Raw genomic sequence first — 19,998 nt, forward strand, 5'->3', positions numbered from 1 at the left:
TACATTATAATCGAATTTAATTCATTTATCATTATTAAAATTTTGAGGGGTAATTCCCTGCATCCCAATCATGGGATCAATTGTATTTTCAATAATCTGATCCTCCGATAAAATAAAATCTGAGGGAGTTTTCTTTTTAAAAGTCGGTCTACCCTTTTTTGAATTTCCAATTACCTTTGGAGTAAACTCTTCGTCAATCACGTATTGTAACCGTTGCTTCAAAGTCGTTTTCCGATTAACCGATTCATTTTCAATACATTCTTCAAATGAATTTGGATCTCCAATCATAATCAACATTTTCGAAGCTCTAGTAACTGCAGTATACAATAAATTCCTTTTAAGCATCCTCTTATACTGAGGAACAATCGGTAAGATAACCATTTCGAACTCACTACCCTGAGCTTTATGAATCGAGGTACAGTAGGCAAGTGTTAACTGATTCCAGTCATTTCGAGTATAGGTAACCTCATTTTGATCAAACGCAATGACCAGTTTATCTAGATAATGCTTATTATCGCTATTAACTTCAATTCCAACGACTTTACCAATATCACCGTTAAAAATGTTATTCTCAGGGACATTTACAAGTTGAAGAACCTTATCGCCAATTCGATAAGTGGTTCCCCTAAAGTCAACTTCTTTCTGAGAGTCAGCCGTTTTAGGATTCATAATGTTTTGAATCTCAACGTTTAAACGATCAATCCCTGCAGTTCCACGATACATTGGAGCCAGTACTTGTACATCCGTAGAACTAAATCCTTTCGTTTTGGCCTTATTAACAATCTGCTTAATTACCGAATCAACTTGTTGGGTATTACAATTAATAAAGCTACGATCCCTTTGGTTTTTTAAAAGTGTTTTGGGCATCTCACCATTCTTGATATCATGAGCTAATTCTACAATGGTTGATCCGTCATTTTGACGGTGAATTTGGTTTAATTCCACGCTAGGAATTGTGTGAGAACGGAGTAAATCATAAAAAACCTGACCGGGACCAACCGACGGTAACTGATCTTTATCACCAACAAAGATCACCTTCATACCGTTTGGAACCGCCTGGCATAAAATTTTAAATAAGTCTGTATCCACCATCGACATTTCATCAACGATTAACAAACCACCCTCCAAATCATTGGCAGCTTCTTCATCGCCATGACCAGTAAGACCTAGCAAGCGATGAATGGTACTGGCAGGAATTTTAGTTGACTCACTCATTTTCTTGGCAGCTCGCCCAGTAGGAGCTGCTAATAATACTGGATATGCTTGTTCTTTATAGTCATTAATATCTAAAGATAAATCATTAGCTTTGGCAAACGTTCTAACAATTCCGTTGATAATAGTCGTTTTCCCAGTTCCAGGACCACCAGTAAGCAAAAATGCAGGGTTTATCATTGCTTCATTAATGGCTTTTTTCTGAGAGTCGTCATACTCAATTCCGACCTCACTCTCAACTTTGCCAATTATCTTAGAAAAATCATTAGGTTGATCCTCCGCCTTTTTGCCACCCTGCTCAATTCGCTTGATGTTTTCAGCAATGCGTATCTCGTCATCGTATAGATTTTTTAAATAAATTTTATCTTCATCAACGACAATTTTTTGGTCTTTAGCTAAATCATACAATTCTTCACCTAACTTCTTATCGTCAATACTCTGCGTTCGATCGGTTTCAAGAATTCGAGTGCTTTCTTGCATCAATTCTCTAGTGTCAGAATACGTATTACCACTTTTAATGGATAAAGAGTCAAGAGCTGTCAGTAATCCGGCACGTAACCGTCCTTTATCGTTGTAATCTACTCCAACCTTATTCGCAATTCGATCAGCACGCTTAAAGCTAATTCCAGAAATATCTTCAACGAGTTGGTAAGGATTATTCTTAATGACTTCTAAAGCCTGCTCTTTATACTTTTTAAAGATGGCAGAAGCTAAGCTACTGCCGAAGCCATAACTATTCAGCCCAACGATGGTTTGTTCAACCCCATTATTTTCGTGAATTGCTTTTGTAATTACATCCTTTTGCTTCTTGGTTAATCCAACTGAATTTAAAACCGCCGGGTTTTCTAAAACCTTCTCAATTAAATTCGTTCCCAATTTGCTAACAACTTTTTCGGCAGTCTTCGGCCCGATACCAGTAAATTCATCACCTGATAAATAATTAACCAAACCCTTTTTGGAAGTTTGACCAACCCGCTCGTAATTTTCAGCTTGAAATTGCTTTCCATACTTAGGATGGTCAACCAACTTCCCAATAAAACGATAAGTGACATCATCACTAATATCCGCAAAGTTACCAGTGATAACAATTTCATCTTCATGCCAATCTACATTGGTTTCATTAACCTTTACCAGCAAAACTTTGTAGAAACTATCTGAACTTTCAAAAAAAGTTGTCTGAACTTGTCCCTTCACAAATGGTTGCTCGTTTTGAGATGAATTATTCAATTTTTCGTTCGTTTGAAATAAATCCATGGATTCAGACAATTATTTTCTCCTATTTTTTGGAATCATTTGGTTTCGAGTCATCAGGGTGCTCATTTTTTTGTTTATTTAATTGAACGACTTTTTCAATGTCTTTTATCTGACTTTGTTTGGCATCAAAATTTTTCTTATCGTACTTTTCGGCTTTCTTGAAATAATCATCAAATGGTTCACCAATCACCATCGCAATTAATCCCCGATCGAAATTAGCTTTCCCATCATTTGGATTACTTTTTAGAACTCGATCGTAAAAATCGGCTGCTTGATCGAAATCACCAAGTGCCATTAGGCACTCCCCCATCATTCGATTAATTTCAGAATCTTGCTTTGCTAATTCTTGAGCCGTTAATAAAAACACTAAAGCTCTCTTATAGTCCTTTTTCCCCATATAACTTTGAGCCAACATCACGTAAGCGTCTTTTTTTAACTCAGGATCATTCACCTGCTGAAACTGTTGAATGGCTTTTTCATATTCACCAGCAGAATAATATACGTTACCTAAACCATATAACAGCGTGCTTTTTGCTTTTTTATTTGAATCGCCAAATAAACCCAAAGCCTTCATTAATAACTCTTCAGCCTGGGTATAACTTTTAAGCTCAACTAAAAACACACTTAAATCATAGTAAGTTCGGTAGTCCTTTGGGTGATCATCAATATCTTTTACTAACTTATGAAGTGTTTCCTCCGCTTGCTTTTGACGGGGATCTTCCGTTGGTTTATTTTCTCGTCCATTATCTGTCATAGCCTTACTCCTATTACACTAAATCTGATTTTTCAATTTCCCTATCTAAATAACTGGTGTCATTCCAATCCACCAATCGATACGTTTTGCCATGATTACTAGTTTCAATAACGGTAGTACTTGTATTAGCCAATCCACCACGTTTCCGTAAATCTCTCAGAGGGATTCCTAATAATGAATTAATCAAAGCATTTAGAGCTGCTCCATGACTAACAATTAAAATATTATCGTTACTATTGTAATTTTGCGTAATTTCACCAATTTTACTTTGCATTCGTTTAATTAATGCAGGGAAATCCTCCCCACCAATTGCTTCAGGACGATATTGATCTGGATGGTTACGAAAGGCATCAAATTCTTCTGGGAATTTCTTTTGCACATCAGTAAATTTCATCCCTTCCATCTTACCGAGATGAAACTCTTCCAAGCGACTGTCCAGTGAAATGGAGATTGGAGATTTTAACCATTTTTGAATATGGAAAGCGGTAATTCGTGCTCTTTTGATAGGGCTTGCATAAATATGTGCAAATTGAACACCCGAAAGAAATTTACCCGCTTGATCCATTTCATGGTAACTTTCGTCAAGAAGCGGTGAATCACCTCCGGCACCTTGATACCTACTTTCAAGATTCCATTCGGTCTTCCCATGTCTCACAAAATAAAGTCTCATTTAAATCCCTCACACACATTGATATAGCTTTATTATGCCAGTTTAGAATTAAATTATCAAAAAAGTCCGACTCAAAACGAGTCGAACTTTGTTTAAATATTATACATATTGTAGTTCATGATCATTTTTAAACGCGGCATCAATCGTAGCGGTTCCTAAACATTCTTGACCGTCATAAAAAACCACTGCCTGTCCGGGAGTAATTGACCGAACTGGTTCATCAAAAGTTACCTTAACATGATTATTATCGTCATCAATATGAACGGTAACCCCAGTATCCTTTTGACGATACCTAAACTTAGCCGTGCAGTGAAAATCATTTCCTCGCGTATTGGAATCAATCCAAGAAAGACCAGAAGCAGTTAAATAATCAGCATATAAATGTTCATTGTCATAACCCTTTCCAACGTACAGAATATTCTTAGAAAGATCCTTACCAACAACAAACCAAGGTCGATTATCATAACCATCTCCACCAATACCGAGACCTTTCCTCTGACCAATTGTATAATACATCAGCCCATTATGATGACCCTTAACTTCACCATCAAAGGTCATCATTTTACCTGGTTTAGCAGGAAGGTATTTGCTAAGAAAATTATTAAAGTTGTTTGGACCAATGAAACAAACTCCCATTGAATCCTTTTTGTCGGCTACCCAAAGGTTAGCTTCTTTAGCAATTTTTCTAACCTCAGGTTTAGTCATTCCACCAACTGGAAACATTACTCGATCCAATTGATCCGCTGAAAGTTGACTTAAAAAGTAAGTTTGATCTTTATTAAGATCTGTGGAACGTAATAAATGGTTGTGTCCTTCTTTATCACGTTTCAACTGAGCATAATGCCCCATTGCAATATAATCGGCACCAAGATCCATTGCATACTCGAGAAAAGCTTTGTACTTAATCTCAGTATTACAAATTACATCAGGATTAGGAGTACGTCCGCGTTTGTATTCCGCTAAAAAATACTTGAAGACCCGGTCCCAATACTCATGTTCAAAGTTAACAGAATAATATGGGATGCCGATTTCGTTAGCAACATGAGCAACATCCTTGTAGTCTTCAGTAGCGGTACAAACACCATCAGCATCGGTGTCATCCCAGTTCTTCATGAAGACTCCAACCACATCGTATCCCTGTTGTTTTAAGAGGTAGGCAGCAACTGAAGAGTCAACTCCACCACTCATACCAACAACAACACGTGTTTTACTGTTATCTTGCATAACATCACCATCATTCTTTAGATTCTGAAAATCTACGATTTGAAGGTCGCAATTCCAGTATTTACTATCATACTCTACTAACTAACATTCTTGCAACTTTTCACTCTTCTACACTTTTTGAAATACTTTTCTTAAAATCATATTCTGCATAATGAAATTAAACTGATCACGTTCTTCTTGATGATTATCATTAGAAAAGATATCCACATCATTCATTTCATTACCATCAACGACTGCCATCTTAAATTCACTCATATCAGAATTAATTGTAATCTTAAGCTTGATCGCCCTTTTATTGAATGGGGTCTCTGGGTCCATGGATTTCTTATAGGAAAAATTGCCACTTTTAGTGGTGTTAAAACCAAGGTCAAGTAAAGTGTATTGTTTGATTCCTGGATTCAACTCATATTTGTCAGTTCCACCCTTTAACTGGACTACCTTTGAAAATGCCATTACTTCTTGTTTCCCTTCTTCAAGCGATTAACAATCGCCGTAATCTCAGTAACTAATTTTTGAATGTCTTCATCAGTGGTATATGCCCCAAAACTAACTCGAATGGATTCTGAAAGTCTAGGACTATCTTTTCCAAACATTGCAGTTAAGACATGAGAAGGTTCCAAACTACCAGCGGTACATGCTGATCCACCTGACACGGCAATCCCCGCTAAATCTAAATTAGTCTGCATAACATAGGTAGAAATTCCCTTGATCCAAATGTTTAAGACGTGTGGCAGAGTATTATCACTCATCGATCCGTTTACATCGATGTCAATTCCGTTATTAGTTAATCCATCAACTACTTCACGCTTAAATCGTCTAAAATCTTCTCTTCGTTGCTTTTTCTTTTCACTAGGAAGGTTTCTAACGGCCGTCGCAAATCCTGATATTTGGGGAATATTTTCGGTTCCGGCACGTCGTTTGTCTTCCTGATCGCCACCCATAATATAACTGGTAAAATTAATTCCATTTCGTCGATACAAAAAACCAATCATTTTTGGACCATTTAACTTATGAGCCGATGTAGATAGTAAATCAATATGATCCCTTTTGACATCAATATCAAGTAGACCATAAGCTTGCACAGCATCAGTATGAAACCAAGCCTGATGATCTTTAAGTAGTTCCCCAATTTCATGAATCGGATTCTTACTACCCACTTCATTATTTCCCATCATGATTGAAACCAAAATCGTGTCATCATCAAGCGCATTCTTCAGATCAGTTAAAGAAATATTACCTTGCTTGTCAACCGGCAAATAAGTAACTCTAAATCCATGATCTTCTAAATATTTCATTGGTTTTAAAATTGCTTCGTGTTCAATCGAAGTTGTAATAATGTGATTACCAAGACTCTTTCGAGCCTCAGCGGTTCTAATTACTGCCGTGTTATCACTTTCGGTTCCACCACTTGTAAATACGATTTCGTTATCGTCCGCATTAATACTTTTAGCAATCACATGTCGACTATTTTCCAAAATTTCTTTGGATTGTCTCCCAAGCTGATATAGAGTTGAAGCATTTCCAAAATTGTTTTTAAACTTATCATACATATCATCCAGCACTTCGCTGGAGACTGGTGTGGTTGCGGCGTTATCTAAATAGATCTCACCCAATTAAATCATCCTCTAAGCTTCTTTAGTATTCTTAAATAAATTTAATAGCATCTGTGCCGAACGTTTTCCCGCGTCAACAACAAACTCGTCAAAACTCTGATTAGCGTTTTCATCACCAACATCTGACATCGCTCTAATAACGACGTACGGAATATTAAACTGGTGGGCAACTTGTCCTACTGCGGCGCCTTCCATCTCAGCCGATAAGGCATCTGGAAAATTTTTCAGAATTTCATTGATCATTTTTTGTCCAGCAATGAATTGATCTCCGGTAACAATCAAACCCTTTTTAGGGTTAATTCCGGTATCTTTTGAAGCATCGGTAATTTTATTAATCCAAGTGTTAGAAGCGTCAAATCGAGCTGGCTGACCGGGTAATTGACCGTATTCATATCCTGCAGCAGTAGCATCAACGTCATGATAAGCAGTTTGAGTAGAGATTACTAAGTCCCCAACGCTCAGTCCTTCCCCAATGCCAGCTGCTGATCCAGAATGAATGATTACATCAACATCAAAATTCTCAAGTAAAAGAGCCGCTGTAATTCCTGCTTCAACTTTGCCAATCCCAGATTTTACTAAGACAACTTTTTGACCATCGATGGTCCCTTCATAAAACTTGATGCCATTAATATCTTTTTCTCTCTCATTTTTTAATGCTGATTTTAAAGATTTAATTTCTTCATCCATTGCACAAATAATTCCAAATGTTTTCATTTTCCCAAATTCTCCTAAATTATCCAACGAATCTCATAATTGCTAGCACGAGCACAATTAATAACAATAATAATAATATAACGACATTCAATCTTCTTCCGAGTCGTTTACGTTTGTACTCAGAAGCATCTTGTCTTTCTCTTTCATATGAGTTCGGTTGATCGGTATAATAATTCCCCGAAGATTCATCGGATTGACCCTTATTAGCACGATGAAACAATCGGTCAAACCAGCTTCGCTTTTTCAAACGGGCATGCCGAGTCTCTTGATTTTCTGATTCATTATCATAACGAGTACGGGGATCTCTTCTCCCGCTATCACCATACATGCGCTGATACTCAGATCTAGTCATTTCAGACCGATCTTTTTCCCTATCATTAACTACCATATATTGACCGCCTATTTCTGCATCAGTTCCCAGTATTGGATTGCCATAATTGTCTTAGCATCAATGATTTTGCCACTTTTCATCATTTGTTTGGCTTCATCTAGCGTATACTCATTAATTTCTAAAAATTCACCAGGATCTCTAGGTAACTTTGTCTTCACTGGGGTTAATCCCTCCACTAAGTACAAATACATATACTCATCAGAAATTCCAACTGATGGATAAAATGAATAAAGCTCTTTAATTTCCTTAGCGTTATATCGAACTTCTTCATTTAATTCCCTTTTAACGGCATGAATCGGTGAATCATTGTCGCGATCATCCAATTTACCTGCAGGGATTTCAATCATCACTTGTTTTGCTGGGGCGCGCCATTGTTTCTCTAAAATCATTTTATTGTCTGAGGTGATTGCAAGCATTGCTACTGATTTACAGTGGTGAATAATCTCTCTAGAGGCTAACTGTCCATTTGGAAGCTTAACTTGCTGTTCTTCTACTTGAGCAATTGGTCCATTATAAACCGGTTTACTACTAATTACTTTTTCTTCAAAATCCATAATAATCACCTTCCAAAAATAGTTTAACCATAATATAACCCCAATGCAATTGCTTTAATCTTGATGTAAAACCACCTTAGCAGCCTGGAAACCGTGTTGTCCCATGGCTTTTACAAAATCAACTTGATCACCAGGCTTAATTTGCTTTGGATTTCCAGAAATAATTCCAGTAATATGCATGAAAATGTCATCAGAATTAGGAACCTCAATGTACCCAAATCCCTTATCCCTTTCGTAACTTTTAATCGTACCTTTCATTTCGTTTTACCCCTTTGTTAATAAAAAATCGGGATCAAATCCCGATTCCATTACTTTTCATCAAATCCGTCTGTTGCTGTTTCTGGAAACTCTTCTTTAACAATCTTAGCACAACGACCACAGAACTCTGGGTAATCTGGGTCAGAACCAACATCCTGCTTAATGAGACGACAACGAACACAGGTCTCACCTTTGGCATGCTCTACTTTAATTGCTAAATTATCATCAAATCGATCTGCATCTGAGTCAACTTCATCAATTGATTTAACCTCTAATTGAGAAACCATCAAGATTTGAGCAATATCAACACCTAAATCGTTAAACAGCTTCTTAGTTGCATCATCAACATACAAAGTCAATTTAGCTTCAGACGGTTTACCAATGACTTTACCATCTCGAGCTAGTTCCATGGCTTTCAACACGTTCTTTCTCAACTTCATAAATTGATCCCACTGATGACTAATTTCATCTTCATTGTCAAAGTGCTTAACTTCTGGCATTTCAGCCAACTGAACAAATTCTTCTGGTTCATTTAAGAAATTCCAAATTTCCTCGGTCGTGTGGGGGATGATTGGAGTCATTAATTTCGTTAAAGCAACTAGGACCTCGTATAAAACCGTTTGCATTGAACGGCGTCTGTGACCATTCTTGGGATCAATGTACAAAATATCTTTTGCAAAATCCAAGTAGAAAGCCGACAAATCACTAGTAATAAATGACAGTAACTCCTTGTTAATACTCATGAAATCGTACTTGTTGTAGTCATCTTTAACGTTTTTAATTAATTGATTCAAGCGAAGCATCATGTACTGATCAGCAGGGTTCATGTCTTCATACTTAACCGAATCTGATTCTGAATCAAAATCACTTGTATTAGCTAACATATACCGAATTGTATTTCTGATCTTTTTATAACTATCAGAAACGACCTTAAAATTACCCATTGATACCCGTACATCAGCTGAAGTATCAACAGTGGTAACCCACAAACGAACAATGTCAGCTCCCATTTGCTTGATAACATCACTTGGGGCGATCGTATTTCCAAGTGATTTACTCATTTTGTGACCTTTTTTATCCAGGGTAAATCCTTGTGATAAAACATGTTTGTAAGGTGCAATGTCGGCATAGGCAACACTTGTAATCAGACTAGAGTTAAACCAACCACGGTATTGATCGGATCCTTCAACAACAAGATCAGATGGATACGTCAATTCAGGGCGTTCAGCCAAAACGCCCTGATGAGAAGTACCCGAATCGAACCAAACATCCATAATGTCATTTTCTTTGGTAAACTTACCATTTGGTGAATGCTCACTAGTAAACCCGCCTGGTAAAAGATCATTGGCTTCCCTTTCAAACCAAATATCGGAGCCATATTTACCAAACAGACTAGCAACGTGTTCAATCGTCTCATCAGTAATGATTGGTTCTCCATCTTCACCATAGAAAATTGGTAGTGGAACTCCCCAAACTCGCTGTCTAGAAATGACCCAGTCACTACGATCACGAATCATGTTATAGAGTCGCTTTTGGCCCCAATCAGGGTTAAATCCAACCGTATCGACGGCATCCAAGATTTCTTTTCTAATCTTATCAACTGAGGCAAACCACTGTGGGGTAGCACGATAAATGACCGGCTTTTTGGTTCGCCAGTCAAAGGGATAACTATGTTTATAAGGCATGTAATGAATTAACTGTCCCTGTTTTTTTAACTTATCCAAAGCAATTTGGTTAGCATCCTCATAAAAGACACCTTCAAAATCAGGACCAGCTTCTTTAGTGAGGTATCCTTTAGCATCTACAGGAGCAAATACATCTAAACCGTATTCCATCCCAATGTTATAGTCGTCCTCACCAAATCCAGGAGCAGTGTGAACTAACCCAGTTCCGGAGTCATTAGTAACAAAATCGCCGTTCATTACAACCAGTTGACGGTCTTTATCAAACGGATGTTGGGCTTTAATGTTGTTTAAATCCTTTCCTTTGACCGTCTTTAAGGTTTTGATGTCTTCCCAGCCGAACATTTCTGCGTCTTTATCAAGTAAATCGGTTCCGATAACATATTTTTTCGGGTCATCATCGTGTTGAATAATCGAATAGTTAAAGTCGGGTTCAACGGTAATTCCCTCAGAACCAGGAATCGTCCAAGGCGTCGTAGTCCAGACAACCATATAAGTATCATCATCTAAAATTCCATTTCCATCAATCACTTTTTCAGCAAAAAATGCCGACGGAGAAGTCACATCATGATACTCAACTTCTGCTTCCGCTAGTGCGGATTCCGATGACCAAGACCAAATTACCGGCTTAAGTCCCTTATAAATCAAGCCCCGATCAGCCATTTTACCAAAAACACGTACTTCAGCCGCTTCATATTCGGGCATTAAAGTAAGGTATGGATTATCCCAGTCCGCTGAAACACCTAAACGTTTGAATTCATCACGCTGTCGGTCAACTTGTTTTAAGGCATAATCGTGACAAAGTTTACGAAAATCATTCGTAGACATCTCTTTGCGATTATAGCCCTTCTTTTTAAGTTGCTGTTCAATTGGTAGTCCATGAGTATCCCATCCCGGAACATAAGGAGCACGGTATCCATTCATGGATTTAAATCGAACAATAATGTCTTTGGTGATTTTATTCATGGCGTGTCCCATATGGATATCACCGTTAGCATACGGAGGTCCATCGTGTAATACAAACGATGGTTTGCCTTCATTCAGTTTTTGCCGTTGTTGATAAAGTTGATTATCTTCCCATACTTTTTCCCGTTCAACCTCTTTAACGGGAAGATTTCCTCTCATTTTAAACTTAGTTTTACCCAAGTTTAGCGTATCCTTAATTCTCATAGTATCCTCCTCAAAATAAAAAGACTTCGCCCTAATAGGGACGAAGTCTTCGTGGTACCACCCAAATTCAAAATTAACAACCGTTAATTTTCTCATTGCATCATAGACTATTAACGAAGTGATCTTTTGCTAATAATTACTTTTTTAGGCTCACACCAACCCTAATTCGCTGAAAAGACCATTAGCAACTTTCTATCTTCAATCTATCATTATTTATGTAGCTTATCATTGGGATAAATTTCAACTGTCGGATCCGTGTATGGTCCTGAAACCGACTCTACAACAAATTGATCACCCTTTGAAGAATCATTACTAGATGAGTTTACACTGCCAATAGCCTGCTTGTCAAGATTCTTCACAGCATCTTGAATCTCATCATAATTGCTAAAATTACTTGAATCGAGTAATTTATTCCAATCTTCACTCTGGGCAAAGTCTAACTGACTTTTAAGCATTCCAATCATCTTTTGACGGAAATCCTTCACACTATTTCTAAAATCATCAGTCGCAATCGAAAGACTTTGAGCCTGTTTCGAAGTGTTACCCATGATTTCATTTGATTGAGCAGTAGCTTCAGTTAAAATAGAATCGGCTTGCTCTTGAGCCTTTTGTTTGATTTCATTTGCATCACTTTCTGCGTCCTTTTTAACCTTATCAGCTGCTTCTTGGGCAACTAAAATCGATTGGTTCAAAGAATTTTTTAAATCATCATAGTAAGTGAGGTCTTTTTTGGTTTTCTTTAATGATCTTTTAAGCTCCTCATTCTCATCTTGCAGAATTTGGTAATCTTTAGTGAGTTGATCTAAAAAGTCATTGACTTCATCAATGCTGTATCCCCTCATTTTTAGTGAAAACTTTTTATCATGAATATCTTGAGCCGTTAGCGTCATAATATCCCTCCTCATTTATTTTTTATTACGTTTAATTCAGCTTTTAATTTTCCCTTTTTCGAGTGGCCATTGTATCCCACTACCTTTATTCTACCGTATCCTCTGACAGAAATCATATCAGAAACTTTAATTTCATAATTTGATTTAGTAAACTCAAACCAATTTAAGCGAACTTTTTCATGCTCGATTAAACCTTTAGCCATACTTCTAGAGATATGAAAACCAATCGAAATAACAACGTCCAAACGAAATGATGGTAAAGTAACAAAATCTACTATCCAGTCATCTTTTTGCTGAACAATTTGACTAAAATTAATTTGGCTTAAATCAACCTTTACTTTACCAATACGATCAACTGATCTTATCAAATACTTAGCCATTTCATTCTCACAAATAAATTGCCAACGTTCTCCGTCGGTCAAAATATCGCCGAGAACCTTACGTTCAATTCCACTTCCCATCAAACTTCCAAGAACTTGATTGTGGTGGATAGACGCAAACTTTTCTGGATATTGAATCTCAATTAGTGATAATTCATAATCATCAAACTTCGGCACAAAATAGTCTGGATAAATCAGACCTCGTTTCATCTCAGCATTTTGATATCCACCAAACGTCGACAGCTTCAAACTAGGATAACGATTTACCAAAGTCTGAAGTAAATAGCACTCCCTTGAGTTGAGAAAACTAGTAAGAACTGGACGATACTCAGAATTCGCACTATCAATCCAATCACTTGCAGTTTGAAGGAACGGTAATTCGGATTTTCTAAAATGTTGTTCAATATTCTTTTCAACACCCATTTTATGCGACCAAACTTATGATAATATTTCCAATGTAGGTTACACCAAACTGTAAAAGTTGAAGTACAACTAAGGCCAATATTGGCCCAAATCCTAACATCCCAATGTGAGCAAAATTAAAGTACTCTAAAAAAGGATTCACAATCCGACCCAAAAACTGACCAAATCGAGACTGTGAGGCACCTGGAAACCATGTCAGTAAAGCATCGATTACGATTGCCAACATATAAATCTGAATTGCATAATTAATAATCTGTGCAATCCAATTAATTACTGTAATCAACTAAATCATCCTAACCGACTATTGAACTTTTCGTCCATTGCGCCATCAATATCAAAATTGTTAGGAGCACAGAGAAAAATTTTCTCATCAATTCGTCTTATTTTTCCATCAATAGCGTAAATAGTCCCATTTAAAAAATCAACGATTCTTTTGACGGACTCATTACTAACCCCGTCCATTTTAACAATTACAGCATTCCCACCAATTAATTTACTGGCAATACTTTTTGCGTCAGCATAAATTCGGGGTTCCATAACAGCAATTTTACTATTAGAAATATCACTTTTACTCATTGATACGACCTTACGCGGATTATTTTTTACAGATCGAACGCTATCAACATTATTTTGGTTTGAGTCGTCGTCTTCATAAGTCTCGTTATTATCATCGAGACCAAAAAAACGCTTAAAATTATATGACATTACTAGCTCCTCTCCGAATACTATTGCTTATTATTTCGGTTCCGATATCTGAAGAATGGAGGGACATTATCATTGTCGTTTCCACTATCATTATTATTTGAATCAGAATTATTTCCAGCTTCAAATGGTTCAAAGTCTTGCTTTTCCACGTTCGAAAACTTGTCATTATCTGATGAATCAGCATTTCTAACTTCGTTTTGGTTATCACTAATGTCCCAGTTGTGAAGCGGATCATCATTACTAGAATCAGCTGAATTATCTTTAGTAGCATTATCAGTCTTGGGACTAGCAAAGGTACTCGAACGATTCTTCCTAGTTAGTGCTGGGCTAGCAGAACGGTCTGGATCCCCAGTCTGAATTCCAGTAGCAACTACTGAAACTTTAACTTCATCTCCCATGTTTTCATCGATCGAAGTTCCAAAGAAGATATTAACATCATTTGACGTTGCATCAGATACGATATTAGCTGCATCTTGTGCCTCAGCAAGTGATAACTCTGGTCCAGCAGTTACATTCAGCAAAACTTGTTGAGCTCCGTCGATTGAAACTTCCAATAATGGTGAATTAATGGCCTTTTTAGTTGCTTCTTCAGTTCGGTTTTCACCGGTTGCTGCACCCACTCCCATAAGAGCGGATCCTTGATTCTGCATTACACTTGTTACATCAGCAAAATCCAGATTAACAACCCCGGGACTAGTAATTAAATCAGTGATTCCTTGAACACCCTGACGTAAGACATCATCGGCATCCTTAAAGGCTTCCATCATTGGAGTCTTTTTATCCACCATATCTAGTAAACGATTATTTGAAACCACCACTAAAGTATCAACGTTTTGCTTAAGGGCTTCAATTCCTTCAGTAGCGTTATGATCACGTTTTGGTCCCTCAAAAACGAAGGGACGAGTCACAACTCCAACTGTCAACGCACCAGCATCTTTAGCAATTTTGGCAACAATCGGAGCTGCCCCAGTTCCAGTTCCTCCGCCCATTCCTGACGTAACAAACACCATGTCAGCATCGTGTAAGGCATCAGTAATGGCTTCTTCACTTTCTTCAGCTGCTTTTGATCCAACTTCTGGGTTTGATCCAGCTCCTAATCCTTTGGTGAGCTTGGGTCCAAGATTAATCTTAGTTTCTGCTTTAGAGCTTCCTAAAGCTTGTAAGTCAGTATTGGCAGCAATAAATTCGACTCCTTTAACGCCCTCTTCGATCATTCGATTAACGGCGTTTCCACCACCGCCACCAACTCCAATGACCTTAATTGTTGCACCATTATTTTTATTTGCATCCATTGAATAGTCCATATTTTATCAATACCCCCGCGTTACTCGAAAAAGTGGTGTACAATGCCACTTAATTTTTCGCCTAAATTCTTATCACTCTTTGGTTTCTTTTCACGTTTTTGTTTTGCAGTTTTATTCTGACGTTTTTGCTTAAAGGGAATGGATCCAGATACGCTTGATTTAGATTGAGGTTCAACTTCTCTGGCATTTCCGTTGTCATCATAGGCGAATTCACCATGGTCAAATGCTGAACGTACTAACCGTTCAATTTGACTTAAATTACCACCATAATTAACTAATGATAATGCTAACGATAGTGAGGGATGTCTTAAACCAATTTGGTCGGGAATATAAACCCTGACATTAACACCAAAGGTATTAGCGGCTAATTCAGCAATCCCTGGCATAGAAGCTACTCCACCAGTTAGCACAATCCCACCAGGGAGACTTAATGCATCAATTCCATCAAGATCATCTTTGAGTCTGCCAAAGATTTGATCAATTCGTGCTTCGATAATTTCAGCTAATAATTTTTCACTTACATTAACTGGTTGTCCTTGGCCAACAACTTCGACTGGAAACTCATTATCTTCACTAGCTTGATCAACATCAGCATATCCATATCCCCGTTTCAACTTTTCAGCGTTAGCGGCAGAAGTGTTTAATACTGAAGAAATATCTTTAGTTATGTATTGTCCACCCTCAAGATCAACATTGGCGTATTTGAGTTCAAAGTCATGAATAACCGCAACCGTTGATTGTCCTCCACCTAGGTCAATCAATATTGTTCCAAACTCTTGCTCTGATTCACTTAAAATATATTTTCCTTCAGCCTGGGGATCGACAACCAATGCCTCAATATTCAAGCCAGCATTAGTAACGGCTTTTTTAATATTATGAATAATAGTCTTAGGCCCACTAATCATTCGGCCATTCATTTTCAGACGATTTCCAACCATGCCCCGTGGATCTTGGATACCGTCAAAGCCGTCCACCATGAATTCATCTGGAGTTAGATCGATCACTTCACGTTCAGGTGGAAGGTTGGTGTCAATAGCAGACTCAGAAACGTCAACAACATCATCGTTTGTGATTTCCTCAGACTGGTCGGGGAGTTCAATCATCCCAGAACATTTATCAATTTTAATCTGATCAGCTGGGATGCCCACAATTACATTGCTAATTTTGACACTTGCCTTTTCTTCAGCCTGACTAACGGCCCGCTCAATAGCATTTGAAGCCTTATCAATATCAACAATAACTCCACGACTAACACCAGTTGATTTTTCATTACCAACTCCGATTACATTCATTTGACCATTAGCTTTTTCAGCCACAATCACTTTAATCGAAGTAGTTCCAATATCTAAACCAATGTACAAATTTGAATCGTTCATTATCTGGAACCTCCATATAAGGTCTATTGAAACAGATTATCCAATATACCATAATCTCACTTAATTTTAACACACATGATGAACGTTAATAAAGAGCTCTCATTCCCCCAAAGGATAGGAATATGCTCCCACTTCCATGTTAACCACGCTCTTTTGTTTCAGGCTCTTCGCAATTGCAGGATAGTAAGCCATCTTATCTGCCATAGTACTGATTTTGACGTAAATCTCATTTCCATCTTTCATCAAAATTTGAATCCGCTCCGGATTGCTTTTAGTATTAGCATTTTTTAACTCTTTAATCTGATTCCTAATTGATGGACTAATCTTTTTGTATTGCTTTAACACATTTCTAATTTCATTTCCTGGCTTAAATCCAGAAACAGTGCAGATATTGTTAGGATCATTAATTTTCACTGCTTCATCGGAGATATGACCTGATGGGTAGACGGGATAATACTTCCCAGCTTTAAAAATGTACTCCGGATTCGAATATCCATCTACCCTTACCATCAATTGATTATGCTTTTTAAAAGAAAAATCAACGTGTTTAACCTGCGCATTATGAGCTAACACATAACTTTGGGCTTTAGCTTTGTTTCTCTTTACCATTATCAGCGAATCCCCGACTTGAAATGGAATCTGATCTTTAATGTTTTCGCCCTTGAGTTGATGATTAGTTCGAATGTTAATCGATGAAACCCGACTGTATGGCAGTACCAAATAGAGCGAAACTAAAGCTACTACTATAAACAATAATAAGATTGGCAAAAATCCTCTAATTAATTGTTTGCGTTGTTGCTTTCTAATCCCAGGAATTTTGTGTCCAACTCGATACCGACTATTCTTCCTTTGTTTTCTCTCCTGGTACTTCTCCAACCGACCTGATGAATTGGAATCATTATCGCTAGTTTTCATTAAGATCACCCGTTAAGCTTTTTTATGATGCTTCTCAATTGCCTGCTCACAAACGCCTAAAAGTTTGTCAGCGGCATCACGAACTCCCATATCATATGAGTTAGTAGCCATTTGCTTTCTTAATTCAGTGTTATGCATTAAAGAATCGACTTTTGTCACTAAAGATTGCCCATTCAAATCTTTTTCAGTCAAAATCATCGCGGCATTATTTTTTACGAGACTCATTGCGTTCTTAGTTTGATGATCCGCGGTAACATAGGGACTTGGAATTAAAATGGCCGGAATCCCAATGGCAGTTATTTCTGCAATACTAGTGGCACCAGCACGTCCAACAATTAAATCAACTTTAGGCAGAACCGCTGGCATATTTGAAATATAAGGTAAAACGGCGATATTGTCGTTAATTTTAACGTTTTTTAAATCATTTTTAACACCTTGATATCGCTTCTGGCCGGTAACAAAAACAACTTGGTATTTTCGTCGGTCAAATTCAGGGATCGCTTCTACCGTTGATGAATTAATTTTTAGTGCTCCCTGGCTTCCACCAAATATCAACACCGTTGGAACATCATCTTTTAAACCAAACTCACTCCACTTAAAATCGCTTTTCATATTAGCCACCTGCTGCGCCCGTGGATTGCCAGTGAAAATAACTTTATTTTCGGGAAACTGTTTTCGAGCATCGTCAAAAGCAATGGCAATTTCATCTACATAACGACTCAAAAAGCGATTAGTGAGACCAACAACACTATTTTGCTCATGAATAACGGTTGGAATTCCTAACTTAGCTGCAGCATATACTACAGCTCCACAAACATACCCACCGGTGCCAACCACAACATCAGGTTTAAACTTTTTAATGATTTTTTTTGATTCTTGGACGCTTTTTAAAAACAACCAAATCGTTTTAAAATTATACAGACTAAACAACTTCCGCTTGAATCCTTGAATTTTTAAGGCATCAAATTTTATTCCCCTTTCTGGAACAATTTTACCTTCCAATCCGCGATCGGACCCAACGTACAAAACCTCTGAATGAGGCTTTTGAGCTTTTAACGCGTCAATTAGGGCAAGTGCTGGATAGATATGTCCACCAGTTCCTCCCCCGGATACAATCATTCTCATTATTTAGTCTCCTTTTTACCAGTTAACTTCTCTACATCTTTGATGAATTCATCCCCACGATCACGATAAGTTGCAAATTGATCCCAACTTGCGTTAGCCGGTGACAGCAATATGATATCACCTGGTTTACTCATCTTAACCGCCTCTGGTACGGCTTCATCAAGGTCTTTAACTTTTTTAATTTGTGGAACACCGGCTTTTTTGGCAGCATCTTCTAACAAGTCAGCGGTTTCACCAAATAAAACAATTCCCGCTAAATTAGATTTAAAATCAGGAACCAGTTTATCAAAAGTATAGCCACGATCTAGCCCACCTGCTAACAAAACGATCGGTTCATCAAATCCTCTTAGAGCCATTTGGGTGGCCTCAATGTCGGTTGCCTTAGAATCGTTATAGAACTCACGATCGTCAGCAGTTAAAACGTATTGAACACGATGTCTAACTCCACCAAAATTCTTTAATACTGAAACAATCGCTTCAGTAGAGATTTTATACAGTTTAGCTACCGCAATTGCGGCTAAGGCATTTTGAACGTTTTGTTCACCCGGAACCCGAATGTCTTTTTTGTGCATAATAAATTCATCTTTAAAGTAAATATCGCCATTAGAAACGTAGGCTCCATTTTTGTACTTATCAGTGAGTGAAAATGGAACGATTTGAGCTTTACTACGCTTGCTTAATTCTCGCCATTCAGCACTATCAAAATTCATGACAAGAAAATCATCTTTGGTTTGATTTTTAGTAATCTGCATCTTAGCATTTACGTAATTTTCACGTGTTTTGTGGTAATCCAAATGGTTGGAAAAAATATTAGTAATGACAGCAATATGCGGATGAAGTTTAGGAGTCCCCAGTAACATAAAACTCGAAATTTCTAATACTAAGACATCATTCTTATTAACTTCTTGAGTTACCTTGGTGGCAGGAATTCCAATATTTCCACCATCTAGGGCCCTTCCATCTCTTTTGCCCGCTTGCAACATTTTAGTAATCATGGTGGTAGTGGTGGTTTTTCCGTTACTACCCGTGACCCCAACAATCGGAGCATCTGAGATTTCTGCTGCAAGTTCCAATTCCACAATGATCGGAATGTTTTTATCTTGAGCGGCTTTAACCAAATCATTATCGTATGGAATGCCAGGATTTTTGACCATTAGATCAATTCCATCTAATAGGGAAAGAGGTGATTTACCTGCTACTACTCTTACACCATCTGCTTTTAATTCATCATATTCTTTAATTTGATCAGCTGGTTTCGCATCGGTTAAAGTGACATTTGCTCCCAGCTTAACCAATAGTTTAGCAGCATTGGTTCCACTCATGCCAGCCCCAAAAACTAAAATATTTTTATCTTTATAATTGTCCACGTTTTTCATAATTAAAA

20 protein-coding genes are annotated in these 19,998 nt (G+C 37.5%); all 20 read right to left on the reverse strand.

The window, feature by feature from the left end:
* Positions 1-21: 21 nt before the first annotated feature.
* Positions 22-2,478: an SF1B family DNA helicase RecD2 gene (recD2, locus tag AC6UDC_RS04560; protein WP_500721512.1), complete on the reverse strand. Its 2,457-nt coding sequence runs from the start codon at positions 2,476-2,478 to the stop codon at positions 22-24.
* A gap of 10 nt (positions 2,479-2,488) precedes the next feature.
* Positions 2,489-3,220, reverse strand: a complete 732-nt coding sequence (locus AC6UDC_RS04565) for a tetratricopeptide repeat protein (RefSeq protein ID WP_500693915.1) — start codon at positions 3,218-3,220, stop codon at positions 2,489-2,491.
* Between the two features lie 13 nt (positions 3,221-3,233).
* A complete protein-coding gene (locus AC6UDC_RS04570; protein ID WP_500721517.1) occupies positions 3,234-3,890 on the reverse strand; it encodes a histidine phosphatase family protein in 657 nt (218 codons plus the stop codon).
* A gap of 99 nt (positions 3,891-3,989) precedes the next feature.
* Positions 3,990-5,114, reverse strand: coding sequence for a tRNA 2-thiouridine(34) synthase MnmA (mnmA, locus tag AC6UDC_RS04575; RefSeq protein WP_500693917.1), 1,125 nt, complete (start codon positions 5,112-5,114; stop codon positions 3,990-3,992).
* A 108-nt stretch (positions 5,115-5,222) separates the two neighbouring features.
* Positions 5,223-5,567 carry a hypothetical protein gene (locus AC6UDC_RS04580; protein ID WP_500721519.1) on the reverse strand — a complete coding sequence of 115 codons (345 nt, stop codon included), beginning with the start codon at positions 5,565-5,567 and terminating at the stop codon, positions 5,223-5,225.
* Positions 5,567-6,727: a cysteine desulfurase family protein gene (locus AC6UDC_RS04585; RefSeq protein WP_500721522.1), complete on the reverse strand. Its 1,161-nt coding sequence runs from the start codon at positions 6,725-6,727 to the stop codon at positions 5,567-5,569. The genes AC6UDC_RS04580 and AC6UDC_RS04585 overlap by 1 nt, the downstream gene beginning before the upstream one ends.
* Before the next feature lie 12 nt (positions 6,728-6,739).
* Positions 6,740-7,441: a 5'-methylthioadenosine/adenosylhomocysteine nucleosidase gene (locus AC6UDC_RS04590; RefSeq protein ID WP_500701166.1), complete on the reverse strand. Its 702-nt coding sequence runs from the start codon at positions 7,439-7,441 to the stop codon at positions 6,740-6,742.
* Between the two features lie 19 nt (positions 7,442-7,460).
* Positions 7,461-7,829 carry a hypothetical protein gene (locus tag AC6UDC_RS04595; protein ID WP_500699385.1) on the reverse strand — a complete coding sequence of 123 codons (369 nt, stop codon included), beginning with the start codon at positions 7,827-7,829 and terminating at the stop codon, positions 7,461-7,463.
* 11 nt (positions 7,830-7,840) lie between these two features.
* Positions 7,841-8,386, reverse strand: coding sequence for an NUDIX hydrolase (locus tag AC6UDC_RS04600; protein ID WP_500693922.1), 546 nt, complete (start codon positions 8,384-8,386; stop codon positions 7,841-7,843).
* 54 nt (positions 8,387-8,440) lie between these two features.
* The gene (locus AC6UDC_RS04605; protein WP_500693923.1) at positions 8,441-8,644 is read right to left on the reverse strand and encodes a cold-shock protein; all 204 of its coding nucleotides are present in this window, start codon (positions 8,642-8,644) and stop codon (positions 8,441-8,443) included.
* A 50-nt stretch (positions 8,645-8,694) separates the two neighbouring features.
* Positions 8,695-11,496, reverse strand: coding sequence for an isoleucine--tRNA ligase (gene ileS, locus AC6UDC_RS04610; protein WP_500721524.1), 2,802 nt, complete (start codon positions 11,494-11,496; stop codon positions 8,695-8,697).
* A gap of 209 nt (positions 11,497-11,705) precedes the next feature.
* Positions 11,706-12,386 (reverse strand): DivIVA domain-containing protein, encoded by a 681-nt coding sequence (locus AC6UDC_RS04615; RefSeq protein WP_500693925.1) that lies wholly within the window; start codon positions 12,384-12,386, stop codon positions 11,706-11,708.
* An 11-nt stretch (positions 12,387-12,397) separates the two neighbouring features.
* A complete protein-coding gene (locus AC6UDC_RS04620) occupies positions 12,398-13,189 on the reverse strand; it encodes a YlmH family RNA-binding protein (RefSeq protein ID WP_500721527.1) in 792 nt (263 codons plus the stop codon).
* A 1-nt stretch (position 13,190) separates the two neighbouring features.
* Positions 13,191-13,472 carry a YggT family protein gene (locus tag AC6UDC_RS04625; RefSeq protein WP_500699379.1) on the reverse strand — a complete coding sequence of 94 codons (282 nt, stop codon included), beginning with the start codon at positions 13,470-13,472 and terminating at the stop codon, positions 13,191-13,193.
* A gap of 5 nt (positions 13,473-13,477) precedes the next feature.
* On the reverse strand, positions 13,478-13,894 hold the full coding sequence (locus AC6UDC_RS04630) for a cell division protein SepF (protein WP_500693927.1): 417 nt from the start codon (positions 13,892-13,894) through the stop codon (positions 13,478-13,480).
* A gap of 20 nt (positions 13,895-13,914) precedes the next feature.
* The gene (gene ftsZ, locus AC6UDC_RS04635; RefSeq protein ID WP_500706367.1) at positions 13,915-15,198 is read right to left on the reverse strand and encodes a cell division protein FtsZ; all 1,284 of its coding nucleotides are present in this window, start codon (positions 15,196-15,198) and stop codon (positions 13,915-13,917) included.
* Between the two features lie 20 nt (positions 15,199-15,218).
* Complete coding sequence (ftsA, locus tag AC6UDC_RS04640; protein ID WP_500721530.1) at positions 15,219-16,574, reverse strand: cell division protein FtsA; 1,356 nt, start codon at positions 16,572-16,574, stop codon at positions 15,219-15,221.
* Positions 16,575-16,673: 99 nt separating this feature from the next.
* On the reverse strand, positions 16,674-17,489 hold the full coding sequence (locus tag AC6UDC_RS04645) for a cell division protein FtsQ/DivIB (protein WP_500721532.1): 816 nt from the start codon (positions 17,487-17,489) through the stop codon (positions 16,674-16,676).
* A gap of 12 nt (positions 17,490-17,501) precedes the next feature.
* A complete protein-coding gene (gene murG, locus AC6UDC_RS04650) occupies positions 17,502-18,614 on the reverse strand; it encodes an undecaprenyldiphospho-muramoylpentapeptide beta-N-acetylglucosaminyltransferase (RefSeq protein ID WP_500706363.1) in 1,113 nt (370 codons plus the stop codon).
* Positions 18,614-19,990, reverse strand: a complete 1,377-nt coding sequence (murD, locus tag AC6UDC_RS04655; RefSeq protein ID WP_500721536.1) for a UDP-N-acetylmuramoyl-L-alanine--D-glutamate ligase — start codon at positions 19,988-19,990, stop codon at positions 18,614-18,616. Before murD ends, murG begins: the two co-directional genes overlap by 1 nt.
* Positions 19,991-19,998: the final 8 nt, after the last annotated feature.

It is taken from the genome of Fructilactobacillus sp. X7R7C1 (genome assembly GCF_059901065.1).